Source organism: Delftia sp. WSY_10 (assembly GCF_043104705.1).
Taxonomy (GTDB): Bacteria; Pseudomonadota; Gammaproteobacteria; order Burkholderiales; family Burkholderiaceae_C; genus Comamonas; species Comamonas tsuruhatensis.
Genome location: NZ_JBICKY010000004.1, coordinates 176,252 through 191,707, shown reverse-complemented (window position 1 = coordinate 191,707; position 15,456 = coordinate 176,252). Strand labels below are relative to the sequence as shown.

11 protein-coding genes are annotated in these 15,456 nt (G+C 68.6%); 9 read left to right on the top strand and 2 right to left on the bottom strand.

Features of this window, described 5'->3' with window-relative positions:
- The first annotated feature begins 40 nt into the window (after window positions 1–40).
- From purH to ACF8ML_RS01105, 3 genes are read left to right on the top strand one after another with little or no spacing between them, the layout of a single operon-like run.
- Window positions 41–1,639 carry a bifunctional phosphoribosylaminoimidazolecarboxamide formyltransferase/IMP cyclohydrolase gene (gene purH, locus ACF8ML_RS01115; protein WP_209798838.1) on the top strand — a complete coding sequence of 533 codons (1,599 nt, stop codon included), beginning with the start codon at window positions 41–43 and terminating at the stop codon, window positions 1,637–1,639.
- Window positions 1,639–2,115: a c-type cytochrome gene (locus tag ACF8ML_RS01110; RefSeq protein WP_017406137.1), complete on the top strand. Its 477-nt coding sequence runs from the start codon at window positions 1,639–1,641 to the stop codon at window positions 2,113–2,115. The genes purH and ACF8ML_RS01110 overlap by 1 nt, the downstream gene beginning before the upstream one ends.
- A gap of 2 nt (window positions 2,116–2,117) precedes the next feature.
- Window positions 2,118–2,717 carry a DNA-3-methyladenine glycosylase I gene (locus ACF8ML_RS01105; protein ID WP_392405937.1) on the top strand — a complete coding sequence of 200 codons (600 nt, stop codon included), beginning with the start codon at window positions 2,118–2,120 and terminating at the stop codon, window positions 2,715–2,717.
- Window positions 2,718–2,767: 50 nt separating this feature from the next.
- Here ACF8ML_RS01105 and hemL read toward each other — a convergent pair whose 3' ends face one another.
- Both hemL and ACF8ML_RS01095 read right to left on the bottom strand, forming a co-directional pair.
- Window positions 2,768–4,084 carry a glutamate-1-semialdehyde 2,1-aminomutase gene (gene hemL, locus ACF8ML_RS01100; protein ID WP_370690594.1) on the bottom strand — a complete coding sequence of 439 codons (1,317 nt, stop codon included), beginning with the start codon at window positions 4,082–4,084 and terminating at the stop codon, window positions 2,768–2,770.
- A 74-nt stretch (window positions 4,085–4,158) separates the two neighbouring features.
- Window positions 4,159–5,118, bottom strand: a complete 960-nt coding sequence (locus ACF8ML_RS01095; RefSeq protein ID WP_016453190.1) for a bifunctional hydroxymethylpyrimidine kinase/phosphomethylpyrimidine kinase — start codon at window positions 5,116–5,118, stop codon at window positions 4,159–4,161.
- Window positions 5,119–5,233: 115 nt separating this feature from the next.
- Between ACF8ML_RS01095 and ACF8ML_RS01090 the strand changes: the two genes are divergently transcribed.
- Genes ACF8ML_RS01090 through ACF8ML_RS01065 form a run of 6 tightly spaced genes read left to right on the top strand, consistent with a single transcriptional unit; the run spans window position 5,234 to window position 15,421 of the window.
- Entirely contained in the window at window positions 5,234–5,386 is a 153-nt protein-coding gene (locus tag ACF8ML_RS01090) for a rubredoxin (RefSeq protein ID WP_017406135.1), read from the top strand.
- 47 nt (window positions 5,387–5,433) lie between these two features.
- On the top strand, window positions 5,434–5,832 hold the full coding sequence (locus ACF8ML_RS01085) for a PleD family two-component system response regulator (protein ID WP_016447937.1): 399 nt from the start codon (window positions 5,434–5,436) through the stop codon (window positions 5,830–5,832).
- Window positions 5,832–6,197 carry a PleD family two-component system response regulator gene (locus tag ACF8ML_RS01080; RefSeq protein ID WP_016447936.1) on the top strand — a complete coding sequence of 122 codons (366 nt, stop codon included), beginning with the start codon at window positions 5,832–5,834 and terminating at the stop codon, window positions 6,195–6,197. The genes ACF8ML_RS01085 and ACF8ML_RS01080 overlap by 1 nt, the downstream gene beginning before the upstream one ends.
- Window positions 6,198–6,212: 15 nt before the next feature.
- Window positions 6,213–6,740, top strand: coding sequence for a chemotaxis protein CheW (locus tag ACF8ML_RS01075; RefSeq protein WP_016447935.1), 528 nt, complete (start codon window positions 6,213–6,215; stop codon window positions 6,738–6,740).
- Between the two features lie 18 nt (window positions 6,741–6,758).
- Complete coding sequence (locus tag ACF8ML_RS01070; RefSeq protein WP_392405934.1) at window positions 6,759–9,011, top strand: methyl-accepting chemotaxis protein; 2,253 nt, start codon at window positions 6,759–6,761, stop codon at window positions 9,009–9,011.
- Window positions 9,012–9,061: 50 nt separating this feature from the next.
- Window positions 9,062–15,421: an Hpt domain-containing protein gene (locus ACF8ML_RS01065; RefSeq protein ID WP_392405933.1), complete on the top strand. Its 6,360-nt coding sequence runs from the start codon at window positions 9,062–9,064 to the stop codon at window positions 15,419–15,421.
- Window positions 15,422–15,456 lie beyond the last annotated feature (35 nt).

The following is a 15,456-nucleotide window of genomic DNA, read 5'->3' as shown; positions in this document are numbered from 1 at the left end:
CACGAATTCCCCTTTTTTCAAACTCCCTGCACCGACGCCCATGAACGCCCTGCTCTCCGTCTCTGACAAGACCGGTATTGTCGAATTCGCCCAAGGCCTGCACGCCCTGGGCATCAAGCTGCTGTCCACCGGCGGCACCGCCAAGCTGCTGGCCGAGGCCGGCCTGCCCGTGACCGAGGTCGCCGAAGTCACCCAGTTCCCCGAGATGCTGGACGGCCGCGTCAAGACCCTGCACCCCAAGGTCCACGGCGGCCTGCTGGCGCGCCGCGAGCTGCCCGCCCACATGGCGGCCCTCAAGGAGCACGGCATCGACACCATCGACCTGCTGGTGGTGAACCTCTACCCCTTCGAGGCCACCGTGGCCAAGGCCGGCTGCACGCTGGCCGACGCCATCGAGAACATCGACATCGGCGGCCCGGCCATGGTGCGCTCTGCCGCCAAGAACTGGGCCGACGTGGGCGTGATCACCGATGCCGGCCAGTACGAGGCCGTGCTGGCCGAACTCAAGGCCAATGGAAAGCTGTCCGACAAGCTGCGCTTTGCGCTGTCCGTGGCCGCCTTCAACCGCATTGCCCAGTACGACGGCGCCATCAGCGACTACCTGTCCAGCGTGAAGTTCGAGGACGACAAGCTCTCCGAAGCCTACGTGCCCGAGCGCAGCCCCTTCCCCGGCCAGAGCAACGGCCACTTCACCAAGGTGCAGGACCTGCGCTACGGCGAAAACAGCCACCAGCAGGCCGCCCTGTACCGCGACCTGTATCCGGCCCCCGGCTCTCTGGTCACGGGCGAGCAGCTGCAGGGCAAGGAGCTGTCGTACAACAACATCGCCGACGCCGATGCCGCCTGGGAATGCGTCAAGAGCTTCGAGCAGCCCGCCTGCGTGATCGTCAAGCACGCCAACCCCTGCGGCGTGGCCGTGGGCAAGGACGCGCACGAAGCCTATGCCAAGGCCTTCCAGACCGACCCCACCAGCGCCTTCGGCGGCATCATCGCCTTCAACCGCACGGTGGACAAGGCGGCGGCCGAGGCCGTGGTCAAGCAATTCGTCGAGGTGCTGATGGCCCCCGACTTCACGGCCGAGGCGCTGGAAATCTTCAAGCCCAAGGTCAATGTGCGCCTCATGAAGATCGCCCTGCCGGCCGGCGGCGAGCGCGCCTGGGACCAGGGCCGCAACGCCGTGGACGCCAAGCGCGTCGGCTCGGGCCTGCTGCTGCAGACCGCCGACAACCATGAGCTGGCCCTGGCCGACCTCAAGGTCGTCACCGTCAAGCAGCCTACGCCCGAAGAACTGCAGGACCTGCTGTTCGCCTGGAAGGTCGCCAAGTACGTCAAGAGCAATGCCATCGTGTTCTGCAAGAACGGCATGACCATGGGCGTGGGCGCAGGCCAGATGAGCCGCCTGGACTCGGCGCGCATCGCCTCCATCAAGGCCGAGGCCGCCAAGCTGAGCCTGCAGGGCACGGTCGTGGCCAGCGATGCCTTCTTCCCCTTCCGCGACGGCCTGGACGTGGTCGTTGACGCAGGCGCCACCTGCGTGGCCCAGCCCGGCGGCTCCATGCGCGACCAGGAAGTCATTGACGCCGCCAACGAGCGCGGCGTCGCCATGGTCTTCACCGGCGTGCGCCACTTCCGCCACTGATGGCCGGCCAACTGCCTCCTGGCGCAGACGACGAGGGCGACGACGCCCCCCAGCGGCCCCGCTGGCTGGGCTGGGCGCTCGTGGTCTTCATGCTGCTGGTGGCGCTGGGTGTCTTCAACATCGGCTGGCGCATCATGCGCGGGCCGGCTGTCGGGGCCACCACGGCGGCGGCCGCAGCTGCCGTGACAGCCGACGCGCAGCTGGCCGCCGGCAAGGCCCTGGTGGAAGGCAATGACTGCCTGCGCTGCCACGGCCTGGTGCGCCACTACGTGGGCCCGTCCTTCCAGCAGATCGCCGGCCGCTACCGGGGCCGCGAAGATGCCGCCGACTACCTGGCGCGCAAGATCCGCGAGGGCGGGGCCGGCGAATGGGGCCGCGCCATCATGCCGCGCCACCCGCACATCGATACGGCGCAATCCCTGCAGATGGCGGCCTGGCTGCTGTCCCTCCCTTCTCCCGAACCCGGGAAATCCTGACCATGTCCTGCCTGTTCACCGCCCCCGACGGCCGGCCGCGCTGCCACTGGTGCGCGGCCACGGACAGCTACCTGGCCTACCACGACCGTGAATGGGGCTTTCCCGTCACCGACGACCGGCGCCTGTTCGAGAAGCTCAGCCTCGAAGGCTTCCAGTCCGGCCTGAGCTGGCTGACCATCCTCAACAAGCGCGAGAACTTCCGCGCGGCCTTTGCCGGCTTCGACTTCCACCAGGTCGCGCGCTTCACCGAGGACGACGTGCTGCGGCTGCTGGGCGATGCGGGCATCGTGCGGCATCGCGGCAAGATCGAGGCCGTGATCAACAACGCGCAGCGGGCGCTGGAGATGGTGGAGGCGCAAGGCTCGCTGTCGGCCTTCTTCTGGCGCCATGCGCCGGAGCCTGTGCAGGCTTCGGGGCCCGTGTCGGAGACGGCCGAGTCCCGGGCGCTGTCCAAGGAGCTGAAGAAGCTCGGTTGGAAGTTCGTGGGGCCTACGACCGTTTACTCGTTCATGCAGGCCATGGGCCTGGTCAACGACCATGCGCAGGGCTGTGCCGTGCGCGATGAGGTCGAACAGGCGCGCCAGGCTTTTCTTCGGCCCTGACGTGAAAAGAGCCCGCAAGGGCGGGCTCGATCGGTAGGTACGGGCCAGCGTCAGAGCGTCTTGAACACTTCGCGCGCGGCTTCGATGGTCTTGTCGATGTCCTCGTCCGTGTGCGCGGCGCTCACGAAGCCGGCCTCGTACAGGGCGGGTGCGAAGTAGTGGCCGCGCTCCAGCATGCCGTGGAAGAAGCGGTTGAAGCGTGCGCCATCGGTCTTCATGACCTCGGTCCAGGTGCTGGGCAGTTCGGGCAGCAGGTAGAAGCCGAACAGGCCGCCCTGGTGGTCCACGCTGAAGGGCACGCCGGCGGCGTCGGCCTCGGCCTTGAAGCCGGCCATCAGGCGGCCGGTCTTCGCGTGCAGGGCGTCGTGGAAGCCCGGCTCGCTGATCAGCTCCAGCGTCTTGAGGCCGCAGGCCGTGGCAATGGGGTTGCCCGACAGCGTGCCGGCCTGGTAGACCGGGCCCAGGGGCGAGAGCTTTTCCATGATCTCGCGGCGCGCGCCGAAGGCCGCCATGGGCATGCCGCCGCCGATGACCTTGCCCAGCACGGTGATGTCGGGCGCAAAGCCTTCGATCTGCTGGGCGTACAGGCTCTGGGCGCTGCCCAGGGCCACGCGAAAGCCGGTCATCACCTCGTCGTAGACCATCAGCGCGCCATGCTCGCGCGTGAGTTCGCGGATGCGGCGCGTGAAGGGCACGCTGGCGCGCACGAAGTTCATGTTGCCGGCAATGGGCTCCATGATCACGCAGGCGATCTGATCGCCGAACTGGGCGAAGGCCTCCTCGAGCTGGCCCACGTCGTTGTATTCCAGCACCACGGTGTCCTTGACCACGTCCTGCGGCACGCCGGCCGAGGAGGAGGCGCCGAACGTCGCCAGGCCCGAGCCGGCCTTGACCAGCAGGGCGTCGGCATGGCCGTGGTAGCAGCCGTTGAACTTGATGATCTTGTTGCGGCCCGTGAAGCCGCGCGCCAGGCGCAGCGCGCTCATGCCGGCCTCGGTGCCCGAGCTGACCATGCGCACCATGTCCATGGAGGGCATGAGCGAGAGGATCTTCTCGGCCAGCACGACCTCGCGCTCCGTGGGGGCGCCGAAGGAGAAGCCTTCCAGCGCGGCGGCCTGCACGGCGGCCATCACCTCGGGGTGGCCGTGGCCCAGGATCATCGGACCCCAGGAGCCGATGTAGTCGGTGAACTGCTGGGCGTTCTCGTCCCAGAAATGCGCGCCCTGGGCACGGCGCACGAAGCGCGGCGTGCCGCCCACGGCGTTGAAGGCGCGCACGGGTGAATTCACGCCACCGGGGATCACGGCCTTGGCGCGTTCGAACAGGGGAATATTCAGGTCAGTGGTCATAGTGCAGGAGTCTGCCATGTGCGGGGGACAAGCCAGAGGTGCCAAGCCAAGGGCCTGTGCCGGCCGCGCAGCCGCTCAGGCGGTGGCCTGCCTCAATGCTTGGTGTCATGAGGGGGCATCACGAAGCCTTCGATGGCCTGGGTGTCGGGGTCCAGTTCGGCGAGGGGCTCGGCGGCGGCCTCGGCATCTTCATCCTCGGGCTCGGGCTGGGCCCAGAACATGCGGTCCGGGATGTAGTGGCCCATGCCGGGGCGAAAGCCGCTGTCCAGGCTGCGGTCCAGGTACTCCAGCGCCTCCTGCGTGGCCAGCCCCAGGTCGTTGCCGCTGGCCACCAGGGCCGTCAGCGCGGCCGACAGGGTGTCGCCCGAGCCGGTGAAGGTGGCGTCGAACATCTCGTACTTGCTGTTGCCCAGCACCGACTGCGCCGTGGCCAGCACGTTGTCCACGAACTGGTCGGGCAGGGGAATGCCGGTGACCAGCACGTAGGGCACTTCCAGGGCCTCGGCCGCCATGGCGATGTCGCGCGCCGTGGGGCTGCGGCTGTTGGTCCAGTCGGGCAGCAGCCAGCGCGACAGCGTACTGTGGCTTCCAACCAACACAGACGTTTGCGGAAGAACAAGTTCCTTGAGGGCGTCCATGTACTGGTCGAGCGGGTCTTCCTCCCACCACGACAGGTCGGGCATGTAACAGACGATGGGGATGTCGGGGTAGTCGGAGGCGATCTCGGCAATCGCTGCCAGGTTGCCCGGGCTGCCCACGAAACCGACCTTGATGGCGGACACGGGAATGTCCTCCAGCACGGCGCGCGCCTGCTCGGCCACGGCCTCGTCGTCAAAGGGAAAATGCTCGAAGATCTTGGCCGAATCGCGTGCGTAGGCACCCGTGACCACGGGCAGCGGATGGCCGCCGACCGAGGCGATGGTGGCGATATCGGCCGACAGGCCGCCCGCCCCGCTGGGGTCGCTGGCGTTGAAGACCAGCACGCAGACGGGCGCGGTTTCGTCCATCGGCTCGGTGTCGGGACTGGGGGAGTTGGAGGGGTTCAATGCCATGGCTCAGCCCAGTGTGCGCCCCGCCAGCGAAGGCCGTGGCGGGTGGTTGTGACTAGATACAATCGTTGCATTCTATGTGAAGGCCCTTTAAGCTGTGACCGACCCCAAAACTTGGATGTGCTTGATCTGCGGGTGGATCTATGACGAGGCGCAAGGCTGCCCCGAGCATGGCATCGCACCCCAGACGCGTTGGGAAGACGTGCCCATGAACTGGACCTGTCCCGAGTGCGGAGCACGTAAAGAAGACTTTGAGATGGTCGAAATCTGAGCGCGGGACCACCCGCGCCGACTCATACATTTCCGGGAGGTTTCTCAGTGACGACATCGGGCGCACCCTTGCGCGTACTTGTGGTGGATGACAGCAATACCATCCGCCGCAGCGCAGAAATCTTCCTCAAGCAGGGCGGGCACGAAGTGCTCCTGGCCGACGACGGCTTCGACGCACTGTCCAAGGTCAACGACTACCAGCCCCAGCTGATCTTCTGCGACATCCTCATGCCCAAGCTGGACGGCTACCAGACCTGCGCCATCATCAAGCGCAACGCGCGCTTTGCTGACACGCCTGTGGTCATGCTCTCGTCCAAGGACGGCGTATTCGACAAGGCGCGCGGGCGCATGGTGGGCTGCCAGGACTACCTCACGAAACCCTTCACCAAAGACCAGCTGCTGCAGGCCGTGGAGCAGTTCGGCAAGCAAACCATAGGAGCACTTTGATGCCCATCCGCAAAGTCCTGGTCGTGGACGACTCCAAGACCGAACTGATGTTTCTGTCCGACATGCTGCAAAAGCAGGGCCTGCAGGTACGCACGGCCGAGAATGGCGAAGAGGCCATGCGCAGCCTGGCCGAAGACCGTCCCGACCTGATCCTGATGGACGTGGTCATGCCCGGCCAGAACGGCTTTCAACTGACGCGTGCCATCACGCGCGACCCGCTGTACGCCGACCTGCCCATCATCATGTGCACCAGCAAGAACCAGGAGACCGACCGGGTCTGGGGCATGCGCCAGGGTGCGCGGGACTACATCACCAAGCCTGTGGATGCAGACGAGCTGCAGGCCAAGATCGCGGCGCTGAACTGATCTGGTGCGCTGCCCATGGCGAACCGTGAAGCACTGCGCGATCTGCAGTCCCGTCTGGCTGGCCGCCTTCAGGCCGCACGCAGCGAAGGCGTCAAGGTGGCGGCCTGGCTGGCCGTCCAGGCCGGCGGGCGCAACTACCTGATGCCGCTGGGCCAGTCCGGCGAGATCTTTCCCTGGGCCGGCGTGCAGCCTGTGCCCTATACAAAGCCCTGGTTCCTGGGCATTGCCAACCTGCGCGGCACCCTGGCCGGCGTGATCGACCTGGCCAGCCTGCTGGGCCACGGCGTGACACGCAGCGAACCGGCGCTGGCCGAGTCCAGCCTGCTGGCGTTCAATGCCGCGCTGGAAGTGAATGCGGCCCTGCTCGTGGACCGCCTGCAGGGCCTGCGCAGCGCCGACGCATTCGTGCGCACCGAGCCTGCGCCCGAGCACTCTCCCGCCTTTTTCGGCCCCGTGCATATCGATGAAGCGGGCCACCGCTGGCAGGAGCTGCAACTGCAGCGCCTGTCCCAAACCTCCGAGTTTCTGAGCATTCGCGCCTGAGTTTCTGAAGGTCGTCCCATGTCATTCTTGCAACGTCTTGCAAATCGCTTCCAACGCAAGCCGGCCGACGCCGGCTCCGGTGCGGACAACAGCATGCTCGGAGACACCGTCTCCCAGGATATGTACGCACTCGATGCGTCACTGACCGTGCAGGGCGCCCCCGACGCCATACCGGGCCGCGACGGCGGCGCAGCCGTTGACCACGACATGGTGGCCCTGCCGCTGCTGGGCCGCGCGCCTGCCGCACGCCACCAGCGCACGCTGTCCACCTTGCTGGGTGTGTCGGTGCTGGCCCTGGTGCTGGCGGCGGCCTGGGCCCTGCGCCAGGCCGACGGCTCGGCGCAGCAGCTGGCCGCCACCGGCCAGGCGCTGATGCAGTCGCAGCGTCTGGCCAAGTCGGTCTCGCAGGCGCTGACGGGCGCGGCATCCTCCTTTGTGGACGTGCAGGACAGCTCCGGCGTGCTGGCGCGCAACGTGCGCGCCATTGCCTCGGGCGACGACTCCATGGGCGTGCGCCCGCTGGGCGGCGCCTATGCCGACGAACTGGCCCAGATCACGCCGCTGATGGAGCGCGCCGAGCAAAGCGCCAAGGTGGTGATGGACCAAAAGCAGATCCTGACCCAGGTCGGCGACGCGCTGCGCACCATCAACCGGCAGTCCTCGGACCTGCTGGAGATCGCCGAAACCATCTCCTCGCTGAAGCTGCAGCAGGGCGCCAGCCCGGCGGAAATCTCCGCTGCCGGCCAGCTCGTGATGCTGACCCAGCGTATCGGCAAGTCGGCCAACGAATTCCAGACCGCCGAAGGCGTGAGCCCCGAGGCCGTGTTCCTGCTGGGCAAGGACTTGAACTCGTTCAAGGAAATCTCCGAAAGCCTGCTGAGCGGCAGCAGCGAGCTGCGCCTGCCCCCCACGCGCGACGCCCAGACCCGCGAGCAGATCGAGGCGCTGATCAAGCTCTACGAAGAGACCCGCAGCGAGGCCAGTGCCATTTTGGGCAACCTGCAGGGCCTGGTGTCCGCCCGCGAAGCCCAGACCGCCATCAACGCCGACAGCGAACCGCTGCGCCGCCATCTGGAAGACCTGCAGAACAAGCTGCAAAGCGGCGCCGGCATCGGCTCGCTGCCCATGGGCCTGCTGGCGCTGGCCACCGTGCTGGTGCTGCTGTGCGGCGTGGGCCTGTCCCGCGTGCAGCTGCTCGACAGCCGTCTGCGCCAGGAAGCTGCCGAACGCCGCCAGGAAGAGTCCCGCGTGCAGGAGCATGAAGCCAAGCGCATCAACGATGCCAACCAGGCCGCGATTTTGCGCTTGATGAACGAACTGCAATCGGTGGCCGAAGGCGATCTGACGCAGGAAGCGACCGTGACCGAGGACATCACCGGCGCCATCGCCGACTCGGTGAACTACACGGTGGAAGAGCTGCGCGCCCTGGTGGGCAGCGTGCAGAACACGGCAACGCGCGTGGCACAGACCACGGCCGAGGTGGATGCCAACTCCACCGAACTGCTGGCCGCGTCGACCGAACAGCTTCGCGAGATCCGCGAAACCGGCCGCTCCGTGCTGGACATGGCAGGCCGCATCAACGAGGTCTCGACCCAGGCGCAGGAATCTGCCCAGGTGGCGCGCCAGTCGCTGGAAGCTGCGGACCTGGGCCTGAAGGCCGTGCAGAACGCCATCGGCGGCATGAACTCCATCCGCGACCAGATCCAGGAAACCTCCAAGCGCATCAAGCGGCTGGGCGAATCCTCGCAGGAGATCGGTGAAATCACCGAGCTGATTTCCGACATTACCGAGCAGACCAACGTGCTGGCGCTGAACGCCGCCATCCAGGCCGCATCGGCCGGTGAAGCCGGTCGCGGCTTCTCGGTGGTGGCCGAAGAAGTGCAGCGCCTGGCCGAACGCTCGGCCGACGCGACGCGCCAGATCGCGGCGCTGGTGAAGGCGATTCAGACCGACACCCAGGATGCCGTGGCCGCCATGGAGCGCTCCACCCAGGGTGTGGTCGAGGGGGCCCGCCTGTCCGACTCCGCCGGCACCGCGCTGACCGAGATCGACTCCGTGTCGCGCCACCTGGCCGAGCTGATCGAGCTGATCTCCTCGTCCACCTCGCGCGAGGCCGTCCTGGCCAACGACGTGGCCGAGAACATCCAGCACATTTTCGCGGTGACGGAGCAGACGGGCGAAGGCACACGCACCACGGCGCAGCAGGTGCGCGAACTCTCGCACATGGCCGAGGAACTGCGCCAGTCGGTGGCGCGTTTCAAGATTGCCTGACCCGGTCCAACATAGCTATGCACAGGCCCTAGGGGCTTGGGGAACTGTCCATGTCAGTGGTTGACGAATCGCAAACGGGCGCGGCGCAGGCCGCGCACACCGAACAGGACCTGGGCCCGCTGGCCTGGGTGCTCGATGAGCTGCGCAAGTCGCTGGAAGGCGCGAGCAAGGCCGTGGCGCGTTTCGTGCGCGATGCCGATGCGGCGCGCGCCTCGGACCTTGAGGAGCTTGACACCTCGGCCCTGCGCATCGCCCGCCAGCAGCTGCACCAGGCCTGCGGCGCCCTCGAAATGGTGGGCCTGGGCTCTCCGGCCCTGGTGCTGCGCGGCATGGAAAGCGCCGTGCAGCGCTTCGTGCAGCGCCCCGAGCTGTGCACCGACCAGGCCGCCGCCACGCTGGAGCGCGCCAGCTTTGCCCTGATCGAATACCTGGAAACCGTGCTGGCCGGCAAGACCGTCTCGGCCGTGGCCCTGTTTCCCCAATACCGCGACACCCAGGCGCTGGCCGGCAACGACAAGGTGCATCCGGCCGATCTGTGGCCTGCCGAGCGCCGCGCGCGCGAGCCCGAATGGGCGCGCCAGGCCGAGCCGCTGGCCTACGGGCCCGATGCCCGGGCCCTGCTCGACGGCGTGGTGCTGCGCATGGTCAAGAGCGATGACCGCGAGGCCGCCGCCCAGATGCGTGACCTGTGCCTGCGCTTTGCCGTGGCCCAGACCGAGGATGTCACCGCACGCAGCTTCTGGAAGGTGGCCGCTGGCTTCTTCGACGCGCAGTCGCGCGGCCTGATCGTTGTCGACCTCTATGTGAAACGCATGGCCTCGCGCGTGCTGCTGCAGTACGCGGCCATGGCCAAGGGCGACCGCACGCCGCCTGCGCGCCTGCTGCAGGACCTGCTGTTCTTCTGCGCCCAGGCGCGCCCGGCCGAGCAGGCCGGCGCCGCCCTGCAGGCCGTGCGCCAGGCCTACGGCATGCAGGCCCAGCCGCAGGTGGACTACCAGCAGACCCGCTTTGGCCGCTACGACCCGGCCATGCTGGTGCAGGCGCGCAAGCGCATCACCACGGCGGCGGAGACCTGGTCCGCCCTGGCAGGCGGCGACCGTGCGCGCACCAAGATCGTGGTGGACCAGTTCGCCCAGGTGGCCGAATCCCTGGTCAAGCTGCACCCGGCCAGCCATGGCCTGGCGCGCATGCTGATCAAGGTGGCCGAAACCGTGGCCCGCATCGGCGAGCCGCCGCCGGCGGAACTGGCCATGGAAGTGGCCACCTCCGTGCTCTATCTGCAGGCGGCCTTTGCCACCATGGACATGGGCGACGAGGAACTGGCCGAGCAATCCGCCAACCTGGTACAGCGCCTGGAGGAATCCCTGCAGGGCGCGCCCGCCCGGCCGCTGGAGCCGTGGATGGAGGAGCTGTACCGTCAGGCCAGCGACCACCAGACCATGGGCTCGGTCGTGGGCGAATTGCGTGCCACGCTGGCCGAGGCCGAGCGGCACCTGGACCAGTATTTCCGCAACCCCGCCGATGCCACCGTGCTGGCGCCGGTGTCTGGCCAGATGGCGCAGATGCGCGGCGTGCTGTCCGTGCTGGGCCTGGACCAGGCCACCCAGGCCATGCAGCGCATGCGCGAAACCGTGGAGCGGCTGGTATTGGGCGAGATCGCCGAGTCAGAACGTGCCCAGGTCTTCGACAAGCTGGGCAACAGCCTGGGCGCCATGGGTTTCCTGATCGACATGCTGAGCTACCAGCGCAGCATGGCGCGCAAGCTCTTTGTCTATGACGAGGCCGAAGGCGGCCTGCGCATCCTGATGGGCCGCCGTGGCCACCGCGCCGACGACGCGGGCAAGGCGCCCGAGCAGCTGCCGGCCCTGGACACCGCCGCCGTGCCGCCGCAGCGCGAAGCCGTTGCCGTGGCCCAGCCGCTGCCCGTGCCCCAGATCCAGCCCGCCGAGACTGCACACGACCTGCCTGCCGAACCCACTGCGGCAGCACCGTCGGTGCCGGCGCCGCCGCCACCCTCCGTGGACCTTGTGCCCGAGCCCCTGCCTCAGGCGACTGCCGCCGGGCAGCAAGCGCTGGCCGACGATGCCGAACTGGCGCAATTCGCCAAGGCGCTCGAGATACCCGCCGAAGCGGCTCAAGCAGCTGACGTGGCTGAAGCGGCCGAACCGGTGCCCGGCCCTGCTGCCGCTGCCGCCACGGCTCAGCCCGAACCCCTGCCTGAACCCGTTCCCCCGCTGGCCGGTCTGACCGTCTCGGAAGATGATTCCGACGACGAAATCCTGAGCATCTTCCTGGAAGAGGCCCGCGAGGTCGTGGACAACGGCCTGCAGGCGCTGCGCACCCTGGCCGATGAGCCCGGCAACCTCAGCGAACAGACCACGCTGCGTCGCGCCTTCCATACGCTCAAGGGCAGCTCGCGCATGGTCGGCCTGGATGAATTCGGCGAAGCCGGCTGGGCCATGGAGCAAATGCTCAATGCCTGGCTGGCCGAGCAAAAGCCCATGCCCCAGCCCATGCAGGAGCTGGCCAGCGACGCGCTGCGCGCCTTTGGCGCCTGGGCTTCGGCCATCGAGCGCCAGCAGGCCGATGCCTGGCTGGCCACGCCCTTCCGCGCCGCAGCCGATGCCATGCGCCTGGAAGGCGTGCGCGCCGACGTGGCCCTGGTGCCGCGCGCCGACCGCCGCACGCAGGCCGAGCCTGCCGCGGTCGAGGCGCCGGTGGAGCCCTTCGCCGCAGTGGAGCAGCAGCTGCAGGCCGAGCAGCGGGAAGCCCCCGAGCCGGCCGTGCCTGACGAGACCGCCGGGACCGCCGGTGACCTGGACATCGCGCTGGACTTCGGTCTGCTGGACCTGGACCCCCAGCCTGTGGCGGCCGTGCCCGAACAGTCGCAGGGTTCAACGCAGCCGGAGACCGCCGAGGCACCCGCCGCGCTGGCCACCGACGCGGTGGAGGAGCTGGACTTCGCCGCCTTCGAGGCGGCCATGCGCGACAGCGAGCAGGAAGCCCTGGCCGTTGTCTCGGGCGACCAGCCCGCGCTGCCCGGCACAGAGACCGTGCCCGAGGCACATGCCGACGCGCTGCCCGAGCTGCAAGCAGAAGCAGGCGCAGAAGCTGTAGGCGAAGTCGAAGTCGAAGCCGAAGCCGAAGTTGAAGCCGAAGAGCAGGCTCCGCACGCCGCCGTGCCGCTGGCGCCTTTCGAGGGGCTGGATCTGGACCTGACTCCGGCAGCCGCACCTGCCGAGGCCATCGAAGCCGTAGAAGCTTCCGAGGCGGAAACCCCGCAGGAGCTGCATACCGAATCCGTGGCCGATGAGGCGCCTGCGGTGGCTGAGGAGTCCGGCGCACAGGAGCCGTCCGGCGTCGATGCCGATGGCTTCAAGGTCGTGGACGGCCTGCGCATCAGCGCGCCGCTGTACAACGTCTATCTCAACGAGGCCGACGAATGGTCGCGCCGCCTGGACCTGTCGCTGCAGCAATGGGCGACCGAGCCCGGCGAGCCCGTGCCCGATGACGCCATCGCCTTCGCGCATTCGCTGGCCGGCAGCTCGGCCACCGTGGGCTTCAAGGCCTTGTCGGACCTGGCGCGCCTGCTGGAGCATGCGCTGGCCCATCTGCAGCCGCAGCGCTGCGGCACGCCTGAGCAGGTCGCCGCCTGCATTGCGGCCTCCGACGAGGTGCAGCGCCTGCTGCACCAGTTCGCGGCCGGCTTCCTCAAGACACCCCAGCCGGGCGTGGAAGAAGCCCTGCAGGCACTGCTGGCGCTGGATATCGAAGTCGCGGACGCTCCGGACAGCCGGCTCGATGCGCTGCTGCCGCAGCCTGGCACGGATGCCGTGCTCGACGCCGGCGCCCATGCGCAGGCCCAGGCACAGGACGTGGCGCCGCTGGCCTATTCCATGCGCCCCCTGGTCAACGACGCACGCCAGGAAGCCGAGCTGCAGCGCCGCATCGATGAGGCCATCGCCCATGCGGTGGCCGTGGGCAACGACCTGGACGACGACATCGACGCCCTGGACGAGGTGGACCCCGACCTGTTCCCCATCTTCGAGGAAGAGGCCATCGAGCTGCTGCCCCGCCTGGGCGCTGCGCTGCGTCGCTGGCATGGCCGGCCTTCCCTGGACGAGGCGCGCCACGAAACGCTGCGCGCCCTGCACACCCTCAAGGGCAGTGCCCGGCTGGCTGGCGCCATGCGCCTGGGCGAAATGGCCCACCGGCTGGAATCCGCCGTCGAGCGGGTCGACAGCGAATCTCCCACGGCCGAGCAGATCGAGCCCTTGCTGGGCAACTTCGACGCATTGCAGGCCGGCTTCGACGTGCTGCGCGTTGCGGGCGAACAGGTGCAGGATGGGCCGCTGGGCCTGGCCGATGGGCCGGACCAGGCCGAGCCTGCCGCCTCTGCGGTGTCTTCTGACGCCACGGCCTCCGACGCCTCGGGCGCTGGCGCATCCCCGGCGCCAGCCGACGCACAGCCGGCTCCTGTCACCGCGCCGCTGCGTGCGGGCGCCCACCAGACGGTGCGCGTGCGCGCCCAGTTGCTGGACCGCCTGATCAGCCAGGCCGGCGAGGTGCTGATTGCGCGCTCGCGTGTCGATGCGCGCCTGGCCCAGGCCCGTGGCTCGCTGGACGAGCTGGCCGGCAACCTGGAGCGCCTGCGCATGCAGCTGCGCGACATCGAGGTCCAGGCCGAGAGCCAGATGCAGTCGCGCCTGGCCCTGTCCAAGGACTCGGCGGCCGGCTTCGACCCGCTGGAGTTCGACCGCTTCACGCGGGTGCAGGAACTCACGCGCATGATGGCCGAGTCGGTCAACGACGTGGCCACCGTGCAGCGCAACCTGCAGCGCGACATGGCGGGCGCCGAGGACGACCTGGTCGCCCAGGGCCGCCAGGCGCGCGAGCTGCAGCGCGACCTGCTGCGCACGCGCATGGTGGAGTTCGACTCCCTGGCCGAGCGCCTGTATGCCGTGGTCCGCCAGACCTCCAAGGAAATGGGCAAGCAGGTGCGGCTGAACATCCTCGGCGGCACCATTGAAATGGACCGGGGCATGCTGGACCGCATGATGCCGGCCTTCGAGCACCTGCTGCGCAACTGCGTGGCCCACGGCATCGAGCCGCCCGAGCAGCGCACCGCTGCCGGCAAGCCGGCCATGGGCACCATCGAAATCATCCTGAGCCAGGAGCGCAACGACGTGGCGCTGTCGGTGGAGGACGATGGCGCCGGCCTGAACCTGCAGCGCATCCGCGACAAGGCCGTGGCCCAGGGCCTGTGGCCCGAGGACCAGACGCTGACCGAGCAGGACGCCGGCCGCCTGATCTTCGAGCCCGGCTTCACCACCGCCACCGAGGTGACCGGCGTGGCCGGCCGGGGCATCGGCATGGACGTGGTGCGCTCCGAGGTCAACGCGCTGGGCGGCCGCATCGAGACCCACAGCGAAGCGGGCCGGGGCAGTGCCTTCCGCCTCGTGCTGCCGCTGACCACGGCCGTCACCCAGGTGGTCATGCTGCGCGCGGGCCGGCTGCTGGTCGGCGTGCCGGCCAGCCTGGTGGAAATCGTGCGCCGTGCGCCCTTGGATCTGCTGCAGCAGGCCTATGCCAGCCACGGCTTTGAAGATGGCGGCGAGACCTTGCCCTTCTACTGGGCGGGCGCGCTGTGGCAGTCCTCCCTGCGCAGCGAGGAAACCGTGGGCCGCACCCGGCCCGTGGTCATCCTGCGCAGCGCGTCGCAGCGCATTGCGCTGCACGTGGACGAAGTGCTGGGCAACCAGGAAGTGGTGATCAAGAACCTCGGCCCCCAACTGGCCCGCCTGCCCGGCCTGACCGGCATGTCGGTGCTGGCCTCGGGCGCCGTTGTCCAGATCTACAACCCTGTGGCGCTGGCCAACGTCTATGGCGACGAGGTGCGCGCCCGGACCGAAGAGGCCGAGCGTGCCGCCGGCCAGGGCGAGGGCGAAGCCGTGCCGGCCAGCGCGGGACCGGTCTCGGTGCCGCTGGTGCTGGTGGTGGACGACTCCATCACCGTGCGCCGCGTCACCCAGCGCCTGCTGCAGCGCGAAGGCTACCGCGTGGCCCTGGCGGCCGATGGCCTGCAGGCCATGGAACGCCTGGCCGAGGAGCGCCCGACCCTGGTGCTGTCCGACATCGAGATGCCGCGCATGGACGGCTTCGACCTGCTGCGCAACATCCGCGCCGACGAGGCCCTGCGCGACCTGCCCGTGGTCATGATCACCTCGCGCATCGCCCAGAAGCACCGCGAGATGGCGCGCCAGCTGGGCGCCAACCACTACCTGGGCAAGCCCTACTCGGACGAGGAACTGCTGGGCCTGATCCAGCACTATTCCCTGCAAGGGAACAGCACCCAGCCTGCGCCGCTGTCACTGCAGACGGAGACGCAGGTGCTGGGCGAAGAGGCCTGAGCCTCGGCGGCCAGCCCTCGCCCCGCAAAAAAGGA